The sequence below is a fragment of the Accumulibacter sp. genome (assembly GCF_029255125.1).
In the GTDB taxonomy this organism is placed as follows: domain Bacteria; phylum Pseudomonadota; class Gammaproteobacteria; order Burkholderiales; family Rhodocyclaceae; genus Accumulibacter.
The window spans coordinates 87474-109457 of record NZ_JAPUVR010000100.1; the positions used below are offsets into that span (position 1 = coordinate 87474).

Consider the following 21984-nt stretch of genomic DNA (forward strand, 5'->3'; position numbering starts at 1 on the left):
GAAAGGAAAGAACTATGACACAACGTGTTGCTTTGGTTACGGGAGCCATGGGCGGGATCGGTACGGCCATCTGCCAGGAACTGGCCAAGGCGGGTCACAAGGTGGTCGCTGCCTATCATCCGGAGTTCGACAAGCCGGCCGAGTGGACCGCGGCCATGGCAGAGGCTGGGTTCAACGACTTCATCTGTGTTGCTGGCGACGTTTCCGACTATGACACGTGTGTCGCCTTGGTCGCCGAAGCGGAAGCGAAGGCGGGTCCGATCGACATTCTGGTCAACAACGCGGGTATCACCCGTGACCGGATGTTCGCCAAGATGGAAGCCGCGCAGTGGAATGCCGTGATTTCGACCAACCTGTCGAGCCTGTTCAACATGACGAAGCAGGTTTCGGCGAAGATGGCCGAGCGTGGTTGGGGCCGGATCATCAACATTTCGTCGGTCAATGGGCTGCGCGGCCAGGCCGGGCAAACGAACTATTCGGCTGCGAAGGCTGGCGTCATCGGTTTCACCAAGGCGCTGGCAGCCGAACTGGCGGCCAAGGGGGTCACCGTGAATGCGATTACCCCTGGGTACGTCGCGACCCCGATGGTCATGGCGATCAAACCCGAAATCCTGCAAAGCATCATCGAGACCGTGCCGATGAAGCGTCTGGCCAGGCCCGAAGAGATCGGCGGCGCCTGCGTTTACCTGGCGTCGGAAATCGCCGGTTTCATGACCGGGTCGACGATGAATATCTGTGGCGGTCTTTACTACCAGTAAACTTCTTGTTTAGGAAGGTGAGACAGGCTCCGCGAGGAGCCTGTTTTTTTTCGCCGGAGTATAATTGTGGTGCACCGCACCAACGGGCGCCGGAAAGTCCGTCGAGTCATCCGCCTATGGAGGAAAGGGTCGCCATGCCCGAGCAGCAGCCACGATTGATCAAGAAGTATCCCAACCGTCGTCTTTACGATACGAAGACGAGCGCCTATATCACGCTGAGCGATGTCAAGGATCTTGTCCTGGCGCGCGAGCACTTCAACGTGCTGGACGCAAAGACGAGTGAGGACATTACGCGCAGCATTCTCCTACAGATCATTCTGGAGGAGGAAGCCGCGGGAATTCCGCTTTTTACAACGGAGCTATTAGCCCAGATGATCCGCTTCTACGGGCATGCCATGCAGGGAATGCTTGGCAAGTACCTCGAGACGAACATCAAGTCTTTCATCGAGTTCCAGAAAAAACTGCAGGAACAGTCGCAGTCGCTTTATGGTGAAAGCAGCAGTCAGATGCAGAGCGACATGTGGTCGCAGTTCATGAATTTCCAGGGCCCGGCGATGCAGACGATGATGGCTACCTACATGGAGCAAAGTCGCAAGATGTTGCACCAGATGCAGGATCAGTTGAAGACGCAAACTCGAACGCTATTCACTAGCATCCAGATCCCCGGCTTTGGCGGCGATAAGCCGACGAAAGACGGGGATCAGTAAGCGCGCCGGGCGCGCGCCGCACACACTCACATTCTACTTCGGCCGGCCTCGGCCGTCGCTGCGCTGCCGCATGGCGGATCACTGGCAGCGAAATCAGCGCAGCAGCGCGACGTAGGTCGCCGCGATGATGGCTGTCGTGATCACGCCGCTGATATTGGCGCCGAGGGCCTGCGGCAAGATGATCGCGCGCGGGTTGGCGTCGGTCGCGATCTTCTGGACCACTTTGGCCGTCGTCGGAACACAACTGACACCGGCAATTCCGATCATCGGGTTGAACTTCTTGCCGGACCAGAAGTAGAGCAGATACCCGCCGAGCAGACCGCCGAGCGCCGAGATCGTCAAGGCCAGCATGCCGAGGAGCAGGAGCTTGAGCACCGTCGGATCGAGCAGCGTGTTTGCTTCGCACAACACACCCAGCGTCAGGCCAAGAAAGAACGTTGCACCATACAGGAAAGTCTCGCCGATCAGCTTGGTAAAGGGATCGATGCCGCTTTCGCGAACGGCAACGCCCAGGAACAGCGAGAAGAAGAGCGGCGCGGCAACGGGAAAAAGGAGGCAGAGCAGCGTACAGGCGACGACGGCGAAAACGAGCTTCTGCGAGCGGCTGATCTTGGGCCCCTGATCGCCACTCATGTCAAGCCCGCGGATATGCTTGGGCACGAGCCACTTGATCAGGTAGGGATAGGCACCGTAAGTCAGTCCGAGATACAGGTAGCCGACGACGGTGATCGGAACGAACAAGTTCTTCGCCAGCACGAGCGAAGCGAACAACACCATCGGCCCGTCGGCGCCGCCGATCGTTGCTACAGCCGCCGCTTCGCCCTGGTTCAGGCCGATGCCTACGGCGATCGGAAAGACGGCGATCGTGCCAAGCTCGGCGAAAAGGGCGATGAACATGCTCTGGAATGGGCGTGCCATCACGTAGCCAACATCGAGGAGGACGCCAATACCCATGAAAACCAGACAGGCGATCAGGCCGTTGCTGAAAGTCAGCGTGTAGATCGGTTGCAGCCAGTCGATCTGCAGGATGTTGATCAGGTCTACCGGCTCAGACATCAATGGGTCAACGAACAAGGTGCCCATCTTGTTGCCTTCGAGGAACATCACGCCCGCGTTCACCGAAGACATGCCGAGCCCCATCGGGATCATCAGCAACGGTTCAAGGACGTTCTTCGAGCCCAGGTAGATGAGCAAGAAGCCGAGCAGCATCAGAAAGATGCGGCCAAACATGATCTTCGGCTCGGCGGCCGCGAGTGTCGCGATACCCTGGAACAGATCCAGAAAGTGAATGCTTTCCATACGCGTCAATCCTCGCGCCGGTCAGGCAAAGGCATTTGCCGGCGCATCGAGAGTTGCAGGCGGCAGGATTTCATCCCTGCCGGTTCGTCGAACGTCAGGCGATAGTCAGCAGCGGCTGCCCGCCGTCGACCGCATCGCCGGCGGCGACCAGGACTTTGGTCACCTGACCAGCGCGCGCCGAGGTGATCGGTGTCTTCATCTTCATTGCTTCAAGAACGAGTAGCTGATCACCGGCGGCAACAGTTTGGCCAACTTTGACGTTGACCTCGACGACCACTCCGCCCATGGCGGCGACGACATCGTTGGCTCCGGCAGCCGCCGCTGCGGCGGGCGCTGCCGCCGGGGCGGCTACGCTGCTCGCGCTGCTGGCAGCGCTCGCCAGCGCACTGGCAACCGGTGTGGCGGCGGGCGCGCTCTGCGTTTGTCCGGTGCCAAGTTCGAGAACGCTGACCTCGTACTCGCGACCGTTGACGGTAACCTTGAAATGTCTGGGCATCTGATCTCTCTCCTTATCGGGGGCCACGGCCCGTGGGCCCGGGCGTATGGGAATGCTGGGCGGCGCGCGCGCCGGAGGCCCAGCCATGGCTGCTTGGTGCGATGTGCAGTATGCGGTGCGGTCCCATGGCGACAAAAATTGCCGCCGAGAGGGCTGCGACGTCTTCATCCGGAACGCCGAGGCCAACCGGACATACCGTGCCGGTTGGAATGTCGGCTGGTTTGCTCTTTTCCATCCGTCCGGTCAGCGAAACCATCATCTTGATCAGCAGGGCGACCAGCACTGAAATGACGATGGCAATACCGTAGACCTGCAGGGCTTTGAGAGTGGCGGCAGTCAGCATGGAGTTTAGTCCTCGTGCGGGGAATTACATGGGTATGTTGCCGTGCTTCTTGGCCGGTCGGAGTTCGCGTTTGTCGAGTGTCTTGCGCAAGGCCAGGGCGACCATCCAACGTGTATCCTGCGGCTCGATGACGTCGGTAATATAGAAATTACCCGCGGAAACGTAGGGCGAGGCGAACTCGTCGCGGTATTCCTGTGCCAATTCGGCTGCGCGTGCCTGGCTGTCTTCGGCTTCCTTGATTTCCTTGCGGTAGAGGATCTTGACCGCCGCTTCTGCGCCCATGACGGCGATCTCTGCCGTCGGCCAGGCAAAGACCATGTCCGCCCCCATTTCCTGGCTGCACATGGCAAGGTACGAACCACCATAGGCCTTGCGGCAGATCACGGTGATTTTCGGTGCAGTGCATGAACCGTAGGCCGAAAGCATTTTGGCGCCATGGCGGATGATTCCGCCGCGCTCCTGCTCGACACCGGGCAGGAAGCCAGGGACATCAACCAGCGTTACGACGGGGATGTTGAAGATGTTGCAAGTCCGTACGAAACGCGCCACCTTGTCGGCCGCGTTCAGATCAAGTGCGCCTGCCATGACCATTGGTTGATTGGCGACGATACCGGCGACGACGCCGCTGATCCGCGCGAAGCCGACGATGACATTGCGCGCAAAGCCCGCATGCACCTCGAGCAGTTCGCCGCCGTCGACGATACGGCGAATGATCGCGTACATGTCCATCGGCGCCGACGCGCTATCGGGAATGCACTCATTGATCGACGGATCTTCCATTTCCTCGATCGGCGCTGCGAGGTTGTGCGGTGGGTCTTCGGTGTTATTCGCTGGCAGATAGGACAGCAGTTGCCTGACCAGGGCAATCGCCTGCTGGTCGTCGTCGACGATGAAGTGGGCGTTACCGCTGACGGTTGCGTGCATTTCAGCGCCGCCGACCTCGGCCATCGTCGTCGCGCGTCCGGTTACCGCCTTGATGACTTCCGGACCGGTGAGGAACATGTGCGCATTGCTGCGTGTCATGATGACGAAATCCATCAACGCTGGCGAATAGGCAGCTCCCCCGGCACAGGGACCACAGATCACGGCGATCTGCGGAACGACGCCGGAGAGCAGGACATTGGTGTAGAACACATCGCCGTAGCCGGAGAGAGCGTCAACCCCTTCCTGAATGCGCGCACCGCCAGAGTCCTTGAAAGCAACCAGTGGGACACCGATCTTCAGCGCATGTCGCATGATGCGCGTGATCTTGCGCGCCTGCATCTTGCCGAGCGTGCCGGCGACCACACTGAAGTCCTGGCTGAAGGCAGCCACCTGCGTGTGGCCGACATAGCCGCTTCCTGCGATGACTCCGTCGGCGGGCAACTCGCGTCCGGCCATACCGAAATGCGTTGCGGCGTGGGCGGCATGCAGCCCAAGTTCCTGGAAGGTTCCCTCGTCGTACAGCGCGTCGAGACGCTCGCGGGCCGACAGCAAACCCTTGGCATGCAGCGCCTCCAGCTTTTCCGGGCTGACGTTCTGGGTTAACCTGGCGCGCTTGGCGCGCAGCTTTTCGATTAGTTCCGGTCGTATCGTCATCTGAATTCCTGGTACGTGATTGGAGTGGAATTAGTTCTCATTCGCATAGCGGTCCCGAGCGACCACTTTCCGGCAGCATATTATCCCATGTTCGGCATGGGTTGGCCAGTTTCGCTGCGAGTTTTCCGCGTGCCGGCCATATCCCGCGGCGGCCCGGCGCGGGTGAGGCGACGCAAAAGGCTGCGGCCGGGAAACTCGGGAGTGCTTGGGCGCCGGCGGCTGTCGGCAGCCGGCATTCTCGGGCAAGGGGTGTGGATCGGGCGCAACCGCGCGCTACGCAGCGAATCAGGCCAAGCTTGGTCGTGGAAGGCGTACAATGAGCGCCCGGCAAAGGAGCGAAAACAAGCGGGCGAAAAAAAAGCTCCGAAGGATCAGAGCTTGTTGTGTCTGGTGCCCAAGAGAGGAATCGAACCTCCACGGTGTTGCCACCACTAGGACCTGAACCTAGCGCGTCTACCAATTTCGCCACCTGGGCATGCCAGCGAGAAGCGAATTCTATAGGATCAAGAGCAAATGTCAATGATCAATCCGCTCGGGATGAGAGGGCGTGATGCGCATCTGGCGCGCGAGGCTAAGCGCTATGAACACCCCCTGCCGTCGCGCGAATTCATCCTGCAGGTGCTCGAGGAGCAAGGTCGGCCGGTAGGCTTCGACGAACTCTGCCGGTTGCTCGAAATCCGGCCAGACGAGTGCGAACCGTTTCAGCGCCGCCTGGGCGCGATGGAACGTGAGGCGCAGTTGTTGCGCAATCGCAAGGCGGCGTACATTCTGCCGGAGCGAGCCAGCCTGATTGCCGGGCGCGTGGAGGGTCATCCGGACGGCTATGGCTTCCTCGTTCCGGACGATGGCAGCGAGGACCTGTCGCTCGAAGCGCGGCAGATGGCGAAGGTCCTGCATCGCGATCGCGCCTTGGTCCGCGTCGTCGGCGTCGATCGCCGCGGACGGCGCGAGGGCGTCATCGTCGAAGTCCTCGAACGGGCGAACAGCAAGGTTGTCGGGCGCGTGCTGGTCGAGCACGGAATTACGCTGGTCGTGCCGGAGAACCGGCGCATCAATCAGGATATTCTGGTCGCACCCGATGACGGCGTGGCGGCCAAGCCGGGTCAGGTCGTGGTGGTCGAGATCATCGAGCAGCCTGATCGGCACGCCAAACCGATTGGCCGTATCGTCGAGGTTCTTGGCGGCTACGCCGATCCTGGGATGGAGATCGAGATTGCCCTGCGCAAGCACGAGCTTCCTTTTGTTTTCTCACCTGGTGCACTGGCTGAGACGGCCGCCCTGCCGGACCAGGTCTCGTTGAACGACTCGGGCGGGCGGGTAGACTTGCGCGACTTGCCGCTGTTGACGATCGACGGCGACACGGCGAAGGATTTCGATGATGCCGTTTTTGCCGAGCGGCGCGCCGACGGCTGGCGGCTGATCGTCGCGATTGCCGATGTCAGCCATTATGTGCAGCCGGGGAGTGCGCTCGATCGGGCAGCCGCTGAACGCGGCAACTCGGTCTATTTCCCGCGCCGCGTGATTCCGATGTTGCCCGAGAAGCTGTCGAACGGCTTGTGTTCGCTCAATCCGGATGTCGACCGACTGGTGGTCGCCTGCGACATGGAGATTAGCGAGCGCGGCGAGATTGGCCACTATCGCTTCTATCCGGCCGTCTTTCGCTCGCATGCACGGCTGACCTACGATCAGGTATGGACTTGGCTCAGTACTGCCGGCCAGCCCGCGGAAGCGGGACTCGCTGCGCTGCTGCCGCATCTACGCGCGCTCTACGATCTGTTTCATGTCCTCCAGTGCGCGCGTGAGCAACGCGGTGCGATCGATTTCGAAACAATCGAAACGCTGATGCTGTTCAACGATCAGGGCAAGATCGAGCGGATCGTTCCGGCCTACCGCAACGACGCGCATCGGCTGATCGAGGAATGCATGTTGGCGGCCAACGTTTGCGCGTCGGATTTCCTTCAGGTCAATCGGCAAGCGTGCCTGTACCGGGTTCATCAGGGTCCGACGGCCGAGAAGCTAGTCGGTCTGCGCAGCTTCCTCGCCGAGTTCGGCTTGGCTCTGGGTGGTGGCGACACTCCGACGGCACGCGACTACGCGTTGCTGCTCGAACAGGTACGCGATCGTCCGGATGCGCTGCTACTGCAGACAGTAATGCTGCGCTCGCTGCGCCAAGCACTTTACAGCCCGGATAATGTCGGCCACTTTGGCCTCGCTTACGAGCACTACACGCACTTCACCTCGCCGATCAGGCGCTATCCGGACCTGCTCGTGCATCGTTCGATCAAGGCCGTGCTCGCCGGGCAGCATTACTCACCTGGGAGTTGGCAAGAAGTGGGCGTGCACTGCTCGCAGACCGAACGTCGCGCTGACGAGGCGACGCGCGATGTGCTCAACTGGTTGAAATGCTATTACATGCGCGACCGCATCGGCGAGGTCTTCGCGGGGAGTATCGCGGCCGTCGTTCCTTTCGGCGTGTTCGTGGCGCTTGACGAAATCCATGTCGAGGGCCTGATCCATGTTTCCGAACTGGGTGAGGATTACTTTCAGTACGATAGCGTGAAGCACCAGATGCTTGGCCAGCGCACCGGTCGGCGCTACCGATTGGCTGATCGCCTGCGCGTCAGGCTGGTCCGGGCTGACCTCGAGAGCGGCCGAATCGATTTCGTCCCGGCTGACGCCTGATGAAGCGGACGCTCGGCGCCTGGCGGGCTGGCTGTGGTTGATGTGGCGAGTCGGCGCAACTTTCTGCGCGGTCGGTTCGGTCTCCGCCCGAAGCCGCTGCGCCCGCCCTGGGCGCTCGCCGAGCACGCTTTTCAGCAGGCCTGCTCGCGTTGCGACGAATGCCGCAAGGTGTGTCCGACGGGTATCGTCGTCAGCGGCGAGGGCGGCTATCCGGAAATCGATTTCACCCGCGGCGAATGTACTTTCTGCGCTGCCTGCGTCGGTGTTTGTCGGAGCGCTGCGCTGCAGCGCGGCGAGGAAGGTCGCGCGTGGTCGCTGCGCGCGGTGCTTGGCGAGGTCTGTCTGGCCACGCGTGCGGTCGAGTGCCGGGTGTGCGCTGATCTTTGTCTCAACGGCGCGATCCTTTTTCTGCCGCAGCGCGGCGGGATCGCGCGACCGATCGTTGACGAAACGCGGTGCACCGGCTGCGGCGCCTGCCTCGCACCGTGTCCGACGAGGGCGATCAATGTTTGCCCGTCGACCTGATCGGCCGTCGGGCTTGCGCGATCTGCCAGCGCCTTGGTCGATTGTCTCCGGGGGTACGGCTGGCGCGCTGGCTGGTTGCTCCGGTTCGCCCGCTCCGCGGGTCAGGCGTGGAGGAGCAGGGACGTGAACCGCGAACGGGCAGCCGGTCAGCGTTTGCCTGAAGCTTCGGCCGAGCGCCTGCTGCAGCTCGTCGCGACGATGGTCGAGGAGACGCGTCCCGGGCGGCAGGGCCGAGTCAGCCTGGGTAGCCATCTTGAACGCGACCTGGGCCTGGACAGCCTGGCGCGGGTCGAACTGCTGTTGCGACTGGCCACCGAGTTTGGCAAGTCGCTGCCCGAGAGCGCTTTGGCTGAAGCTGAAACGCCGGCCGACCTGTGGCGCCTGATCAACGGGGCAGGCGACCTGCAGGAGCCGGCCGTCGTCGCGCTCGACAAAGCGGCGCAGGGTGAGATCTGCGAAGTCCCGGTGCAGGCAGCGACCTTGGTCGAGGTTCTCGAGTGGTACGCCGAGCGCTGCCCGGATCGTACGCACGTGCTGCTCTGCGCGAGCGGGGCGGGCGACACGGGCGATTTTCGACCGCAGCCGCTGTCTTACGGCGATCTGCTGAGCGCGTCGCGGCGTATCGCGGCGGGCTTGGTCGCGCGTGGTCTGCGGCCACAGCAGACGGTTGCCCTGATGTTGCCGACCGGGCGCGACTACCTGACGAGTTTCTTCGGCGTGATGCTCGCTGGCGGCGTTCCGGTGCCGATCTATCCGCCCGCTCGTCTGGCGCAGCTTGCCGACCACCTGCGCCGGCATGCCCGCATCCTGGCCAACGCGGAAGCGGTGTTCATCATCACGGTGCCGGAAGCGAAAGGCGTTGGCGCCCTCCTGCGGGCAGCGGCGCCGGCCTTGCGCGAGGTCCTGACGCCCACTGAGCTCGATCAGGAGCCGCTCGCCTTGCTCTATCGCGCAGTGTCCTCGGATGTCGCCTTCCTGCAATACACTTCGGGCAGTACCGGCGATCCCAAGGGGGTCGTCCTCAGCCATGCCAATCTGCTCGCCAACCTGCGCGCGATGGGTGCGGCGGTCGTCGTTTCCAGCGACGACGTTTTCGTCTCCTGGCTGCCGCTCTATCATGACATGGGGCTGATCGGCGCCTGGTTCGGCGCCTTGTACTTCGGCATGCGCCTGGTGTTGATGTCGCCGCTGGCGTTTCTCGCCCGCCCGGTGCGCTGGTTGGAGGCGATCAGCCAGCATCGTGGCACGCTTTCGCCGGCACCGAATTTTGCCTACGACCTGTGCGCGCGCAAGCTCGCCGATACCGACTTGTCGGGGCTTGACCTGTCGTCGTGGCGGCTTGCCCTGAATGGCGCCGAGCCGGTCAGTCCGGCAACATTGACCGCTTTCGCCGAGCGCTTTGCTCCGTTTGGCTTGTCCCCGACCGCCCTGACGCCGGTCTATGGTCTGGCCGAGTGCTCGGTCGGCCTGGCCTTTCCGCCGCTTGGGCGCGGGCCACGCATCGACCTGATCGAGCGCGATGCCTTGCTGCGTCGGAAGGTCGCGCTGCCGGTGCTTGATGCAGCGCCGGGGTCGATGGGAGTGCCAGCCTGTGGCCGGGCGCTTCCCGGCCACGAAATCCGCATCGTCGACGAGAGCGGTAGCGAACTGCCGGAACGCCACGTCGGGCATTTGCAGTTTCGCGGTCCCTCGGCAACGGTCGGCTATTTCCGTAATCCGTCCGCGACCCAGGCGCTGTGGCGTGACGGCTGGCTGGACTCGGGGGATTTTGCCTACACGGTCGAAGGCGAAATCTACCTCACCGGGAGAGAGAAGGATCTGATCATCCGCGGGGGGCGCAACCTTTATCCGTACGAACTGGAGCAGGCGGTCGGCAACATTCCCGGTGTTCGCCGCGGTTGTGTCGCGGTCTTCGCCAGCAACGATCCGCTGACGGCGAGCGAGCGCCTGGTCGTCGTCGCCGAAACGCGCGCGCAGGATGCGGCGGAGCGCGCTGCCTTGCGCCAGCGGATCAGCGAAGCGGCGATCGACGCGGTCGGTGTACCGGCCGACGAGATCGTCCTCGTCCCACCGAACTCGGTTCTCAAGACCTCGAGCGGCAAGATCCGGCGCAGCGCGTCGCGCGATGCTTTCGAGAGCGGGTCACTCGGGGCCGAAGCTGTAGCGGGGCGCTGGCAGCTGGTGCGCCTGGCGATGGCCGCGTCTCGTGCACGCATCGCCGACGGCGCGCGGCGCTTTGTTCGACGACTGTATGGCTCGTGGTGCTGGACGATCTTCGCCCTGCTGGCGCTGCCAACAGCGGCGAGCGTCGTCGCTCTACGTTCGCCGGCAGCGGGCCGCCGAATCGTGCATTGGGCGGCGCGCGCTTTCCTGCGCCTGACCGGCATGCCGGTGGGCAGGATAGACCGCGCTGACCTGCCGGCAACGCCGCATCTGCTGCTGGTCAATCATTGCAGCTATCTGGACGCGTTGGTGCTGTGCGCGGCGCTGCCGCCCGCAGCCGGATACTGTTTCGCCGCCAAGCGCGAGTTGCTCAGGCAGCCGATGATGCACGCCTTCCTGCGGGCCTTGGGGACGCTCTTCGTAGAGCGTTTCGACGTCGCGCGCAGCGTCGAGGATGTCGAGGACATCGTCATTGCCCTGGGCCGGGGGCAGCGCGTCATCCTTTTTCCGGAAGGTACCTTTTCCCGTGAAGCCGGCCTCAAGCCGCTGCGCATGGGCGCCTTCGTTGCCGCTGCCCGTGCCGGCGTGCCGGTCCTCACCGGTGGTCTGCGCGGAACGCGCGAGGTACTGCGCGATGGCTCTTGGCTGCCACGACTTGGCCGGATGAAACTGGCACTGGGCGCAGTCCTGGCGCCGGCGGGCGCCGATTGGGCGGCGACCGTACGCTTGCGCGATGCCGCGCGGCGGGAGATCCTGCGCCTGTGTGGCGAACACGACCTGGAGCGCTAGGCCGCGGCGAAAAATCGTGGACCGCCCGACGCGGCGGCCTGGGCGGGCGGCGTAGCCGCGGCGCAAGGAGGCTTGCTGCCGCGGATGTCGCTCAGTTCCTCTTGACCGGTTTCTTGACGGCATCGCCCTTGAAGGTGTTGTCGACCAGCGGCGGTGCGTCGATCTGCGGCACGTGGCATTGAACGCAGTTGTAGCGGCCGCCAGTCGCTTCGGCGTGCTTCTTGCCCTCGCGGTCGACGAAGTGGCTGACACCGATCTGCGGCGCCTTCTTCTTCTTGTAGTTCGCGGCCGAGTGACAATCCATGCACTGGTTGCCTTCCAGGTTGATTTCGTCGAAGTTCTCGACGGCATGCGGGATGACCGGCGGTTGCGTACTGAAGGTGCGGGCAACCGGCGCCTCGGTTCCTGGGCGCTTGCCGACGTAGGGTTTGATCTCCGGTGCCGGATCAGGCGCTGCGACGTCGACGCCGCGCATCGACCGTGCACCGTCGTCGGCAAACGCCAGCGCGCTCAGGCAAGTCGCCGCGAGCGCGGCGATCAATTTCAGGGTTTTGTACATGGTTGGCGCTCCCTCCAGGTCAAAGAATGGTTTCAGTGTTGCGCGATGCCTCACTCGTTGCGCCATCGCCGGGTGGGCGCGCAAAGCGCAGGCCGAAGGTGAAGACGTCTTGCGAGCAGACGTCGATGCAGCGTCCGCAGTTGGTGCAGTTGGCGGCCAGAATGACCGGGCCGACGCCCTGCTCGGCTCCCTTCAGGGCAGGTCGAATGACCTGCGGTTCCGGACAGACGTCGAAGCAGTCCAGGCAGTCGTTGCAGGCAGCGCGCTTGTCGGCGCGAATGCGCAGCGGACTCCAGCGCGCGAGCAGGCTGTAGAAAGCGCCCACTGGACAGAGGTGCCCGCACCAGGCGCGGCTCATGACGAAAAGGTCGAACAGGAATACGGCAAGAATGATCGTCCACGCTGCACCGAAACCGAAAACCAGGGCGCGTTGCAGGAAGGAAACGGGATTCACCAGTTCCCAGACGAGGGTGCCGGTAGCGGCGGCAAGGATAAGCGTCATCGCCAGGATCCAGTAGCGGGTAGCGCGCGCAAGGTGGGTACTGCCCCTGATCTGCAGCCGGCGGCGCAGCCAGGCGGCAAGGTCAGTCAGCGGGTTGAGCGGGCAGACCCAGGCGCAGTACGCTCGGCCACCCACCAGAAAGTAGAAGACGAGCGTGATGGCGACGCCGAGCAGCGCCAGGCTTTCCGGCCGGTGGCCGGCGACCAGCGACTGCATCAGGATGAACGGGTCGGTCAGGGGTAGCGTGTCGAGCGTCAGGCTGTAGGCCAGGTTGCCCTTGACGATCCACCAGCCGGTCAGCGGGCCGAGCAGGAAGAGGCTGAGGATGGCGCACTGACTGGCGCGCCGGGCCAACAACCACTTGTGCGCAGCGAACCGGCCTTTCGTGCGGATAGCCTCGGCGCCGGGTTGTCGTCGGCTCATCGTGCCCCCTCGCTGACCGTTGGCCGCGCCGGTTCGGCTGCCGCAGCAGGCTGATCACCCAGCCCGGGAGGGAGTCTGGGGACTGCCGAGCCGTGACCGGGGATCAGTGCCGGGGATCGGTCGCTGCCTGGATCGAAATGACCGTCGAGTTTCATTCCTTCCGGCAGACGGTCGGGCAGGTCGACGAGACCCTTGTCTTCGACCAGCGAATGACCGCCAGCCTTCGCCTTTTCCTGCCATCCCAAACGGTAGTGTTCGCCGAGCGAGCCCTTGACCAGCTTGATCGGCAGGACGCGGATCGAGGCCTCTTCGGTGACGCAGGCTTTCTCGCACTTGCCGCAGCCGGTGCAGTGTTCGGAGTGTACGGTCGGAATGAACATCGTATGGCGCCCGGTGCGCGGGTTCGGACGCAGCTCGAGCGTGATGGCCTGGTCGATCAGCGGACAGACGCGGTAGCAGACGTCGCAGCGCATGCCGAGGAAGTTCAGGCAGGTCTCCTGGTCGGCGAGGACGGCAAGGCCCATGCGCGCGCGGTTGATGTCGGTCAGCGCGTGTGTGAGGGCACCGGTCGGACAGGCTTTGACGCAGGGGATGTCCTCGCACATCTCGCACGGTCCGCTGCGCGCGGTGAAGTACGGCGTACCCGCGGCAACTGCCGTTTCCGGTCGGGCAAGCGTCAGGATGTCGTAGGGGCAAGCGCGCGCGCACATGCCGCAGCGTATGCATGCGCCGAGAAAGTGATCTTCCGGCTGCGCACCGGGTGGGCGGAGGGCCAGCGGGGGCAGGGCTTTCGCTTGCTTGCCATGGAGGGCAAGGGCGACGCCAAGCAGCCCGACGCCGCAAAACAGGCGCGCCGAATCGGTCAGGAACTGCCGGCGCGCAACTTCTGGCATGCCGGCGCTCATCGCCGGCGGTCGGCGCGTGGCTTTGGCTTCCTTGGGCATGTCGGCTGATGAACGGGCTGGTCGGAGATCGGGGATCGGGTGGGCGCGAACCCGGGCGAGCGCCGCGCGGTTTGCCCGCCGGCTGCGGCGTACGCCACGCTGCCCGGGACGTTCCAGTGCCTCAGGCTTTCACCACCTTGCAAGCACACTTCTTGAAGTCGGTTTCCTTGGAAATCGGGCAGGTCGCATCGAGTGTCAGCTTGTTGACCAGCCGGTGTTCGTCGAAGAACGGGACGAAAACGAGGCCGACCGGCGGCTTGTTGCGACCGCGGGTTTCGACGCGCAACTGGATCTCGCCGCGCCGGGTGACCGTCTTCACGACATCGCCACGCTGCAGGCCGCGCTTCTTGGCGTCGTCCGGATGCATGTAGATCCAGGCGTCGGGCATCGATTTGTACAGCTCGGGAACGCGCCGTGTCATCGAACCCGTGTGCCAGTGCTCGAGCACGCGCCCGGTGCACAGCCAGAGATCGTAGTCCTTGTCGGGCATCTCGGCGGCTGGCTGGTAGGGTAGGGCGAAGATCACCGCCTTGCCGTCCGGGTGACCGTAAAAGCGGACTCCTTCGCCTTTCTTGACGTAGGGATCGTAGCCTTCACGGAAGCGCCAAAGGGTCTCCTTGCCATCGACTACCGGCCAGCGCAGGCCGCGCGCCTTGTGGTAGGTGTCGAAACTGGCCAGATCGTGCGCGTGGCCGCGGCCGAAAGCGGCATACTCCTCGAACAGACCTTTCTGCACGTAGAAGCCCAAAGCTTTCGACTCGTCGTTGTCGAAGCCCGGATACGTCTGGGCGAGCGGGAACTTGTTGACCTGGCCGTTGGCGAACAGAACATCGTACAAGGTCTTCCCCCGGTACTCGGGATTTTTCTCGAGCAAGGCGGCTGGCCACACTTCATCGGTCTTGAAACGCTTGGCGAACTCGACGTATTGCCAGAGGTCCGAGCGCGCTTGTCCAGGGGCTTTCACCTGCTGACGCCAGAATTGCGTGCGTCGCTCGGCGTTGCCGAAGGCGCCTTCCTTTTCCATCCACATCGCAGCGGGCAGAATGAGATCGGCGGACATCGCCGAAACCGTCGGGTAGGCGTCCGACACCACGACGAAGTTGTCGGGGTTGCGCCAGCCGGGGAAGATCTCGTCGTTGACGTTTGGCCCGGCCTGCATGTTATTGGTCGTCGTCGTCCAGTAGAAGTTGATCTTGCCATCCTTCAACAGCCGGCTCTGCGCGACGGCGTGCGCGCCGATCCAGTCGGGCAGGACGCCGGCGGGGAGCTTCCACAGTTTCTCGGAGAGTTCGCGGTGTTTTGGGTTGGTGACCAACATGTCGGCCGGCAGCCGATGGGCGAAGGTACCGACCTCGCGCGCCGTGCCGCAGGCGGACGGCTGACCGGTGAGCGAAAACGGACTGTTACCCGGTTCGGAGATCTTGCCGACCAACAGATGGACGTTGTAGATCATGTTGTTGACCCAGGTGCCGCGCGTGTGCTGATTGAAGCCCATTGTCCAGAAAGAGGTCACCTTGAGCTTGGGATCGGCGTAGGCTTTGGCCAGCGCTTCGAGCTTTTCCTTTGGTACCCCGGAAATCTCGTGTGTCTTGTCCAGCGTGTATTCGGCGACGAAGGCCTTGAACTCTTCGAAGCTCATCGGACTGGCGCCGGCCGGGTTGCCGCGCGGTTTGCCGTCTTCACCCGGGTAGCCATTGTTCATGGCGAGTTTTTCGAGCGGATGGTTGGCGCGCAAGCCGTAGCCGATATCGGTCACGCCCCGCTTGAAGTTAACGTTGCGCGCGACGAACTCCTGATTGACTGCGTTGTTCTGAATGATGTAGTTGCAGATGTAGTTGAGGATCGCAAGGTCGCTCTGGGGCTTGAAGATCAACTCGTTATCGGCGAGTTCGGTGGACCGGTGGGCGAACGTCGAGAGCACGTGAATGCGGACGTTCTTGCCGGTCAGTCGCCGGTCGGTGACGCGCGACCACAGGATCGGGTGCATTTCGGCCATGTTTGAGCCCCACAACACGAACGCATCAGCGTGTTCGATGTCGTCGTAGCAACCCATCGGTTCGTCGATACCGAAGGTGCGCATGAAACCGGCGACGGCGGAGGCCATGCAGTGGCGCGCATTCGGGTCCAGGTTGTTGCTCAGGAAGCCGGCTTTCATCAGTTTGGCGGCGGCGTAACCCTCCCAGATCGTCCATTGGCCAGAACCAAACATGGCGATGTTGCGCGGCCCCCCCTTCTTCAATGCAGCCTTGCATTTGTCGGCCATGAGGTCGAAGGCCTGCTCCCACGAAACTGGCACGAACTCACCGTTCTTGTCGAACTTGCCATCCTTCATGCGCAGCAAGGGTGTCGTCAGGCGGTCCTTGCCATACTGAATCTTCGAGAGGAAATAACCCTTGATGCAGTTGAGGCCGCGGTTGACCGGAGCATCGGGATCACCCTGGGTCGCGACGATGCGCCCGTCTTTCGTTCCCACGAGCACGCCGCAGCCGGTTCCGCAGTAACGGCAGGCACCCTTGTCCCAGCGTACACCATCATTCGTCGCGACGGCCGCCGAAGCGACGCCGGGCAGGCTGATTCCGGCTACGCTGGCGGCGGCGGCAACAGCATTGCTCTTGATGAAGTCACGACGTGTCAAAGTTACTTTCATTTCATGCTTCCTTGTCGGGATCGGATTCGAACTGGTGATAGACCAACGATGCCGAAAGCACACCCGGCTGCTGGTTGATCTGGGAGAAGGTATCTGCGGCGGCTTGCGCGGATTCGGCTTCGATTGTCACGATCAGCCGGCCGTCTTCGCTGACGACATGGATCTCGATGCCGTGCAGGGCCAGCAGCCGGCGTTGCACATCGTGCACGGCCTGGGGCTGGGCGTTGACCAGCACGCTGGAGATGTTCATGAACCCGAGAGACTCCTGTGCGCAAACTGACAGCCCTTGGTGGCGGCAAGCGCTCTAAGCGCCTGCGGCCAGCCTGCGTCAGGTAGCCACTCTAAGGGAGTCGTGACCGCTTTTTCTTGATGCGAATCAATCTTTGCAAAAACGACTCAGGGGTCGGCGCTGCCGCGCCGCAGCTTACGTCGACCGCACGGTGCGAGGTGTCGGTCGCCAACGAGGATGCTCAGCGACTGCCGCTCGGGGCCATTCGCTGGATGAAAAAAAAACGCGGAACCGAGTAGTTCCGCGTTCTTTATTGGTTGTCCCCGCGAGTGCCGTCAGGCCGGCATCCTGAACCTGGGTTCAGATAGGTCACTTTCCTTCCGCATCAGGCATACCCGACATGGGGCACACACAACAGCGGTTTCTAGGGTCTGCAACCGATGCCAATTTGCATTGGTTCAAGGAATCTATGACCTTAACAAGCACCGCAGGGAACTCCGTTGGAGGCCCGCTTCCACCGCTAGTGCGCTTGCAGCGCCGTCGCCAGTTCAGCCTCCATGCAGGAAATTCTACGCCTAACGTCGGCCATGTCCAGCGATATTTCAGATTCAATTTTTTGATCTGTCGCTGGGCGTGGTTGATGCCCGGCGAGGTGTTCGTGGGCAATATTCAGTGCCGCCATGACGGCAATTCGCTCGGCGAGGTTGCTCTTCGTCTTCTCGGCGATTTCGCGCATCCTGCCGTTCAGGAAGGCGGCCGCGTTGAGCAAGGCCGCGTGCTGCTCTGGCGGGCAGGCGACGCGATACTCCTTGCCGAGCAGGGTGATGTCGAGAAAAGCGTCGAGAATGGCGGAGTCGTTGGGCATCGGTCGGACGCGTTTCAGGTCTTGGCTTCGGGCAACTGGGCGGTGAGTCGCTCAAGGCGTGAGCGCGCTTCACCCATGCGCTCGACGAGCTGGTGCTTCTCCGCCTGGGCAGCCGCGAGCTGGTCTTTCAGTCCGTCATTCTCGGCGCGCAGGGCGTGGCAGAGGGCAACCACTTCAGTGACTCGGCTTTCAAGGGCAAGGAGTTCATTCAGCATGACGCGGACTATAGATTCAAGAAGCCCATCTGGTCAAGGCTGAAGCGTTGCGGATCAAGGCAAGATACACGGTTCGGACAAAGTGTGTGCACTCGCCCGCGTTGGCCTTGGGCAGATGCACTATAATATGGGCCTTCGTCCAGGCTGCTGGGCGAAGAACTGTGCAAGGTGCCGCAAAGCAGGTTCTCTGCCGCGGTTAAACGGGAAACAGGTGCGTGTTCCAGCAACACCATGCCTGTGCTGCCCCCGCAACGGTAAGCGAGTGTGGGTCTGCCGATAGGCCACTGGGCGACAGCCTGGGAAGGCGGCAGATCAAGACTTGCGAGCCCGGATACCGGCCTTCGCGCAACTGGAACGGAAGTGTCGCGGGGAGGCGGGCACCGAGTGCGCGGACAAGCAGGTCTGCCGTTCATCGTTTTCCCTGGATATTTCCATGTATTGGGCTCGTCGGCTTGCGGGGACGCTCGTCGGCAACAGGGAGAAACCATCATGCATCCGAAAGGATCGTGTGCAGCCTCGGCTGCCTTGCTCGTTATTTCGGGCGTCGTAACGTCGAGCGGCTTGCACGCTGCCGAACAGGAACTCGCACCCGTCGTCGTTACCGCGACGCGCTTCAGCGAAGCCGATCCGCGCATCGCCGCGAACATCAGCATCATCAGCCGACAGGACATCAGGAACATGCCGACACAGAATCTGCCGGACGTTCTGCGCACGCACGCCGGTATCGATGTGCGCCAGCTGGGCGGGGCCATGGGCCGCGACGCGCTCGTCGACGTCCGCGGCTTCGGCTCGACTGCGACCAGCAATACCTTGATTCTTCTCGATGGCTTGCGACTCAATCCGGCTGACCTGGGGAGCATCATCTGGTCGGCAATTCCGCTGGAGAGCGTCGAACGGATCGAAATCATCCGCGGCTCGGGGACCGTCCTTTATGGCGACGGCGCCACCGGTGGGGTGATCAACATCATCACCCGCAAGGGCCGCCGGGTGCTCGCCAGCGCGGCCGGCGAGGTGGGCAGCTACGGCTACCGTGCAGCCGATCTCAGCCTGGCGAACAGCAAGGATGGCGTGTACTTCGATCTCGTCGCCAACCTGGCTGAGGCGAGTGGGTATCGGCACAACAGCCAGCAGGATCAGCGCACGGCCAGCGGGCGGGCGGGCGTGCAGTTCGAGCGCGGCCAAGCGTTTGTCGACTTTGCCGCTTACAAGGAGTCGGCCGGCGAGCCGGGATCAATCTTCAGTGCCGCCTACCGTAACGATCCGCGCAGCACGCGCAGCCCACACAACGTCAGCGAGCGCGACGGTTATCGCCTGCGTCCCGGCGTGTCGTACGAACTCGGCGATCGTCTTGCGTTCGAGGCGGAGTTTGCCTTCGATCATCAGCAACTCGTCGCGCGCTATGTCTCGTCGTTTGGCGCAACGGCGAGCGACCGTGTGCGCGACACCACATCGTTTACGCCGCGCTTGCGCTGGCGCCATGATCTGGCTGCGGTGCCCAGCGAAACGGTTCTTGGTTTCGACTACTACCATGGCGAAGTGACTTCGAATAACACGGGATTTGCCGATCAGGGTGCCGAGCAGACGAGCACCGCCTTCTACCTGCAGAACGTCAGCCGACTCTCCGAGCACCTCAGCCTGACGCTTGGCGCTCGCCGGCAACGCATGGCGCAGGAGGCGCGCCAGGATGCCTACGCGGCTTTCTTCAGCCCGGCGATGAAGGGCAGGGCGAGCCGTTCGCGCAGTGCGACCGATCTCGGTCTGGCCTATGCGCAGGACGCCTGGAAGGTCTACGCCAAGACCGGTAGCACTTTCCGTTTTGCCAACCTTGATGAACTTTTCGGCCTCGACGCCTCGTTCAATCCTGTCTTCGTCGGTGACCTGAAACCACAGCAGGGGCGAATCAATGAAGTCGGCGGCGGTCTGCGGCTTGGCTCGGCGAATCTGCGGGCTTCCTTCTACCGGCTGAAACTGGCGGACGAGATCGCCTATGACGGGAACCTCGGTGCGAACGTCAATCTGCCGTCGACCCGGCGCCAGGGTGCGGAACTGGAGGCCGACTGGCGGATCGTCGATGGGCTGCAGGTGAAGGGATCGTACGCGTATACCGATGCTCGTCTGCGTCGCGCACCGTATGCGGACAACGCGATCCCCTTGGTGGCACGGCATCAGGCGGGCATGCAACTGATCTGGGACAGTGGGCGGCCGGGAACTTATTCGGCCGCCGTCCGGCATGTCGGCGCCCGGCGCTACAACGGCGATTATGACAACGCGCACGGCATGCTGGCCGGCTACACGACACTCGATCTGCAGGCCGCCTGGGTGGTCAAGCCGTGGCGCATCACGGCCAGGCTGCTCAACGCGCTCGACCGGAAGTATTCGCCGCTCGCCGGTTACTCCAGCTTCTACAACGATACCTACTACTATCCTGCCGACGGCCGCGCTTTCTTTGTCGCCGGGCGGTTTGACTTCTGAGCGATGCCGACCCGCCGCCGTGCCCTGCTCATTCTTGCTGCGCTGGCCAGCACGGCGGTGCTCAGCATCAGCCTCGCTCTGATCGTGGGCAGCATGCGTATCCCCTTCACTGAGGTTGCCGCAACGCTGCTTGGCGGTGGTGACGGGGTGTCGACGGAAGTCGTGCGCGGTCTGCGCCTGCCGCGTGCGCTGACCGGTTTTGCCTGCGGCGGACTCCTGGCCCTGGCCGGCGCGCTGCTCCAGATTCTCCTGCGCAATCCGCTGGCCGATCCTTATGTACTGGGGATTTCGGGGGGCGCCGGAATCGGCGCCCTGCTGGCGATCGTTCTCGGTTTCGGTGTTGCCGCGGTCAACGGTCTGGCTTTTGCCGGTGCGCTCGCCGCCATGCTGATCGTCTTCGGGTTGGCGCAGGGTAATGGCGGCTGGACGCATTCGCGCCTGCTGCTTACCGGCGTCATCGTCGCCGCTGCTTCGGGGGCGCTGGTTACGCTGATGCTGACGATTGCCCCCGATGACCGGCTGCGCGGAATGCTGTTCTGGCTGATGGGCGATCTCTCGCAGAGCGGCGACCCGCAGATCGCTCTCGGCCTGCTCGGCGCGGCGCTGCTGATCGCTTTGCCCTTTGCCCGCGAGCTGAACCTGCTGGCGCGCGGCGTCGATCTCGCACAGGCGCTCGGCGTCGCGGTGAATCCTTTGCGGCGCGGGGTGTATTTCGTGGCTTCATTGGCGACGGCCGCCGCAGTCACGCATGCCGGATCGATCGGTTTTGTCGGCCTGGTCGTGCCGCACCTGGTTCGCCTGGCGGCGGGTAACGACCAGCGCCTGCTGCTGCCCGCCTGCGTGCTGGCCGGCGGCAGCTTGCTGGTGATTGCCGACACACTGGCGCGCACGCTGCTGGCGCCACAGCAACTGCCGGTGGGTGTGCTGACTGCCCTGATCGGTGCACCGGTCTTTCTGTTCCTGCTCGCCCGCGCTGCGCCCAGGGGAGACTGATCGGTGTCCCTGGCGCCACTGCTCTGCGCCCGGCAGGTCGCCGTTGGCCTTGCCGGACGTGTCTTCTGCCGCGACCTGGATTTGCGTCTGATGCCAGGGGAAAGCCTGGCGGTACTCGGCCGCAACGGTGTTGGCAAGTCGACGCTGCTCGCGGTTCTTGCCGGTCTGCGTCCGCCACTCGCGGGCGAGGTGCTGCTTGCCGGGCGGACCTACGCCGCGTCCGGCGCGCGCGCCAGCGCGCTGCTGCGCGGCTGGCTGCCGCAGGGGCGCAGCGAGGCATTCTCCTCGACCGTGCTTGAAACCGCGCTGATCGGTCGCCACCCGCATCTGGCGCGCTGGGCCTGGGAATCGACAAATGACGCAGCGATTGCCCGGCAGGCGCTGGCAGCCGTGGGCATGGCCGATCTCGCGCAGCGCGACGTGCAGACGCTGTCCGGTGGCGAACGCCAGCGACTGGCGATTGCCACGGTGCTCACCCAGGCCCCGCAGCTCTATTTGCTCGACGAGCCGCTGGCGCATCTCGATCTCAATCACCAGATCGCCGTGCTCGAGCTTTTTGCCCGGCTGACGTGCGAGCAGGGTGCAGCTTGCGTGATGGTTCTGCACGAACCGGGTCTGGCGGCGCGTTTTTGCACGCACGCGCTGCTTCTGTTTGCTGATGGCACGCTGACGCAAGGCGCTTGTCACGAGGTGATCACCAGCGAGGCGTTGACGCGCCTGTACGGCTATCCGTTGCGCGAGACCGGCGATGGTCGGCAACGCTGGTTCATGCCGGCCTAGCGCAACGACGGTGAG

19 protein-coding genes, 1 tRNA gene and 1 riboswitch are annotated in these 21984 nt (G+C 63.3%); of the genes, 8 read left to right on the plus strand and 12 right to left on the minus strand.

Going from position 1 to position 21984, the window contains the following annotated elements; translation table 11 throughout:
* Positions 1-14 precede the first annotated feature (14 nt).
* Positions 15-758, plus strand: a complete 744-nt coding sequence (phbB, locus tag Q1L59_RS08840) for an acetoacetyl-CoA reductase (protein WP_300331037.1) — start codon at positions 15-17, stop codon at positions 756-758.
* A 134-nt stretch (positions 759-892) separates the two neighbouring features.
* Positions 893-1465 (plus strand): polyhydroxyalkanoate synthesis repressor PhaR, encoded by a 573-nt coding sequence (gene phaR / locus Q1L59_RS08845; RefSeq protein ID WP_300331524.1) that lies wholly within the window; start codon positions 893-895, stop codon positions 1463-1465.
* A 93-nt stretch (positions 1466-1558) separates the two neighbouring features.
* Here the strand turns inward: phaR and Q1L59_RS08850 are convergent, their stop codons facing one another.
* The 5 genes from Q1L59_RS08850 to Q1L59_RS08870 all read right to left on the minus strand — a co-directional run bounded on the left by Q1L59_RS08850 (position 1559) and on the right by Q1L59_RS08870 (position 5656).
* Positions 1559-2764: a sodium ion-translocating decarboxylase subunit beta gene (locus Q1L59_RS08850; RefSeq protein WP_300331039.1), complete on the minus strand. Its 1206-nt coding sequence runs from the start codon at positions 2762-2764 to the stop codon at positions 1559-1561.
* A gap of 94 nt (positions 2765-2858) precedes the next feature.
* The gene (locus Q1L59_RS08855; RefSeq protein ID WP_300331042.1) at positions 2859-3260 is read right to left on the minus strand and encodes a biotin/lipoyl-containing protein; all 402 of its coding nucleotides are present in this window, start codon (positions 3258-3260) and stop codon (positions 2859-2861) included.
* A gap of 13 nt (positions 3261-3273) precedes the next feature.
* Entirely contained in the window at positions 3274-3603 is a 330-nt protein-coding gene (locus tag Q1L59_RS08860; RefSeq protein ID WP_300331044.1) for a hypothetical protein, read from the minus strand.
* A 24-nt stretch (positions 3604-3627) separates the two neighbouring features.
* Positions 3628-5181 (minus strand): acyl-CoA carboxylase subunit beta, encoded by a 1554-nt coding sequence (locus tag Q1L59_RS08865; RefSeq protein WP_300331047.1) that lies wholly within the window; start codon positions 5179-5181, stop codon positions 3628-3630.
* 388 nt (positions 5182-5569) lie between these two features.
* Positions 5570-5656 (minus strand) — tRNA-Leu (locus Q1L59_RS08870).
* A 38-nt stretch (positions 5657-5694) separates the two neighbouring features.
* On the opposite strand from Q1L59_RS08870, the gene rnr reads away from it, so the two are divergent.
* From rnr to Q1L59_RS08885, 3 genes are all read left to right on the plus strand, one after another.
* Complete coding sequence (rnr, locus tag Q1L59_RS08875) at positions 5695-7863, plus strand: ribonuclease R (RefSeq protein ID WP_300331049.1); 2169 nt, start codon at positions 5695-5697, stop codon at positions 7861-7863.
* 42 nt (positions 7864-7905) lie between these two features.
* Positions 7906-8388 carry a ferredoxin-type protein NapF gene (napF, locus tag Q1L59_RS08880; RefSeq protein ID WP_366145643.1) on the plus strand — a complete coding sequence of 161 codons (483 nt, stop codon included), beginning with the start codon at positions 7906-7908 and terminating at the stop codon, positions 8386-8388.
* Between the two features lie 123 nt (positions 8389-8511).
* Positions 8512-11340, plus strand: a complete 2829-nt coding sequence (locus Q1L59_RS08885) for an AMP-binding protein (RefSeq protein WP_300331055.1) — start codon at positions 8512-8514, stop codon at positions 11338-11340.
* Between the two features lie 91 nt (positions 11341-11431).
* On the opposite strand, the gene Q1L59_RS08890 is transcribed toward Q1L59_RS08885, so the two are convergent.
* The 7 genes from Q1L59_RS08890 to Q1L59_RS08920 all read right to left on the minus strand — a co-directional run bounded on the left by Q1L59_RS08890 (position 11432) and on the right by Q1L59_RS08920 (position 17724).
* Positions 11432-11899, minus strand: a complete 468-nt coding sequence (locus Q1L59_RS08890; protein WP_300331058.1) for a nitrate reductase cytochrome c-type subunit — start codon at positions 11897-11899, stop codon at positions 11432-11434.
* 19 nt (positions 11900-11918) lie between these two features.
* A complete protein-coding gene (gene napH, locus Q1L59_RS08895; RefSeq protein WP_300331061.1) occupies positions 11919-12824 on the minus strand; it encodes a quinol dehydrogenase ferredoxin subunit NapH in 906 nt (301 codons plus the stop codon).
* Positions 12821-13717: a ferredoxin-type protein NapG gene (gene napG, locus Q1L59_RS08900; protein ID WP_300331064.1), complete on the minus strand. Its 897-nt coding sequence runs from the start codon at positions 13715-13717 to the stop codon at positions 12821-12823. Before napG ends, napH begins: the two co-directional genes overlap by 4 nt.
* A gap of 172 nt (positions 13718-13889) precedes the next feature.
* The gene (napA, locus tag Q1L59_RS08905; protein WP_300331067.1) at positions 13890-16415 is read right to left on the minus strand and encodes a nitrate reductase catalytic subunit NapA; all 2526 of its coding nucleotides are present in this window, start codon (positions 16413-16415) and stop codon (positions 13890-13892) included.
* Between the two features lies 1 nt (position 16416).
* Positions 16417-16665: a chaperone NapD gene (locus Q1L59_RS08910; protein WP_300331071.1), complete on the minus strand. Its 249-nt coding sequence runs from the start codon at positions 16663-16665 to the stop codon at positions 16417-16419.
* Positions 16666-17164: 499 nt separating this feature from the next.
* On the minus strand, positions 17165-17509 hold the full coding sequence (gene zapA, locus Q1L59_RS08915) for a cell division protein ZapA (protein ID WP_300331074.1): 345 nt from the start codon (positions 17507-17509) through the stop codon (positions 17165-17167).
* Positions 17510-17523: 14 nt separating this feature from the next.
* Complete coding sequence (locus Q1L59_RS08920; RefSeq protein ID WP_300331076.1) at positions 17524-17724, minus strand: hypothetical protein; 201 nt, start codon at positions 17722-17724, stop codon at positions 17524-17526.
* A gap of 149 nt (positions 17725-17873) precedes the next feature.
* A riboswitch (cobalamin riboswitch) is annotated at positions 17874-18082 on the plus strand.
* A gap of 131 nt (positions 18083-18213) precedes the next feature.
* Between Q1L59_RS08920 and Q1L59_RS08925 the strand changes: the two genes are divergently transcribed.
* The 3 genes from Q1L59_RS08925 to Q1L59_RS08935 are packed head-to-tail and all read left to right on the plus strand — an operon-like array spanning position 18214 to position 21969.
* A complete protein-coding gene (locus tag Q1L59_RS08925) occupies positions 18214-20196 on the plus strand; it encodes a TonB-dependent receptor (protein ID WP_300331079.1) in 1983 nt (660 codons plus the stop codon).
* Between the two features lie 3 nt (positions 20197-20199).
* Entirely contained in the window at positions 20200-21189 is a 990-nt protein-coding gene (locus Q1L59_RS08930; protein ID WP_300331082.1) for an iron ABC transporter permease, read from the plus strand.
* A gap of 9 nt (positions 21190-21198) precedes the next feature.
* Positions 21199-21969 carry an ABC transporter ATP-binding protein gene (locus Q1L59_RS08935; protein ID WP_300331527.1) on the plus strand — a complete coding sequence of 257 codons (771 nt, stop codon included), beginning with the start codon at positions 21199-21201 and terminating at the stop codon, positions 21967-21969.
* The last annotated feature ends 15 nt before the right edge of the window (positions 21970-21984 follow it).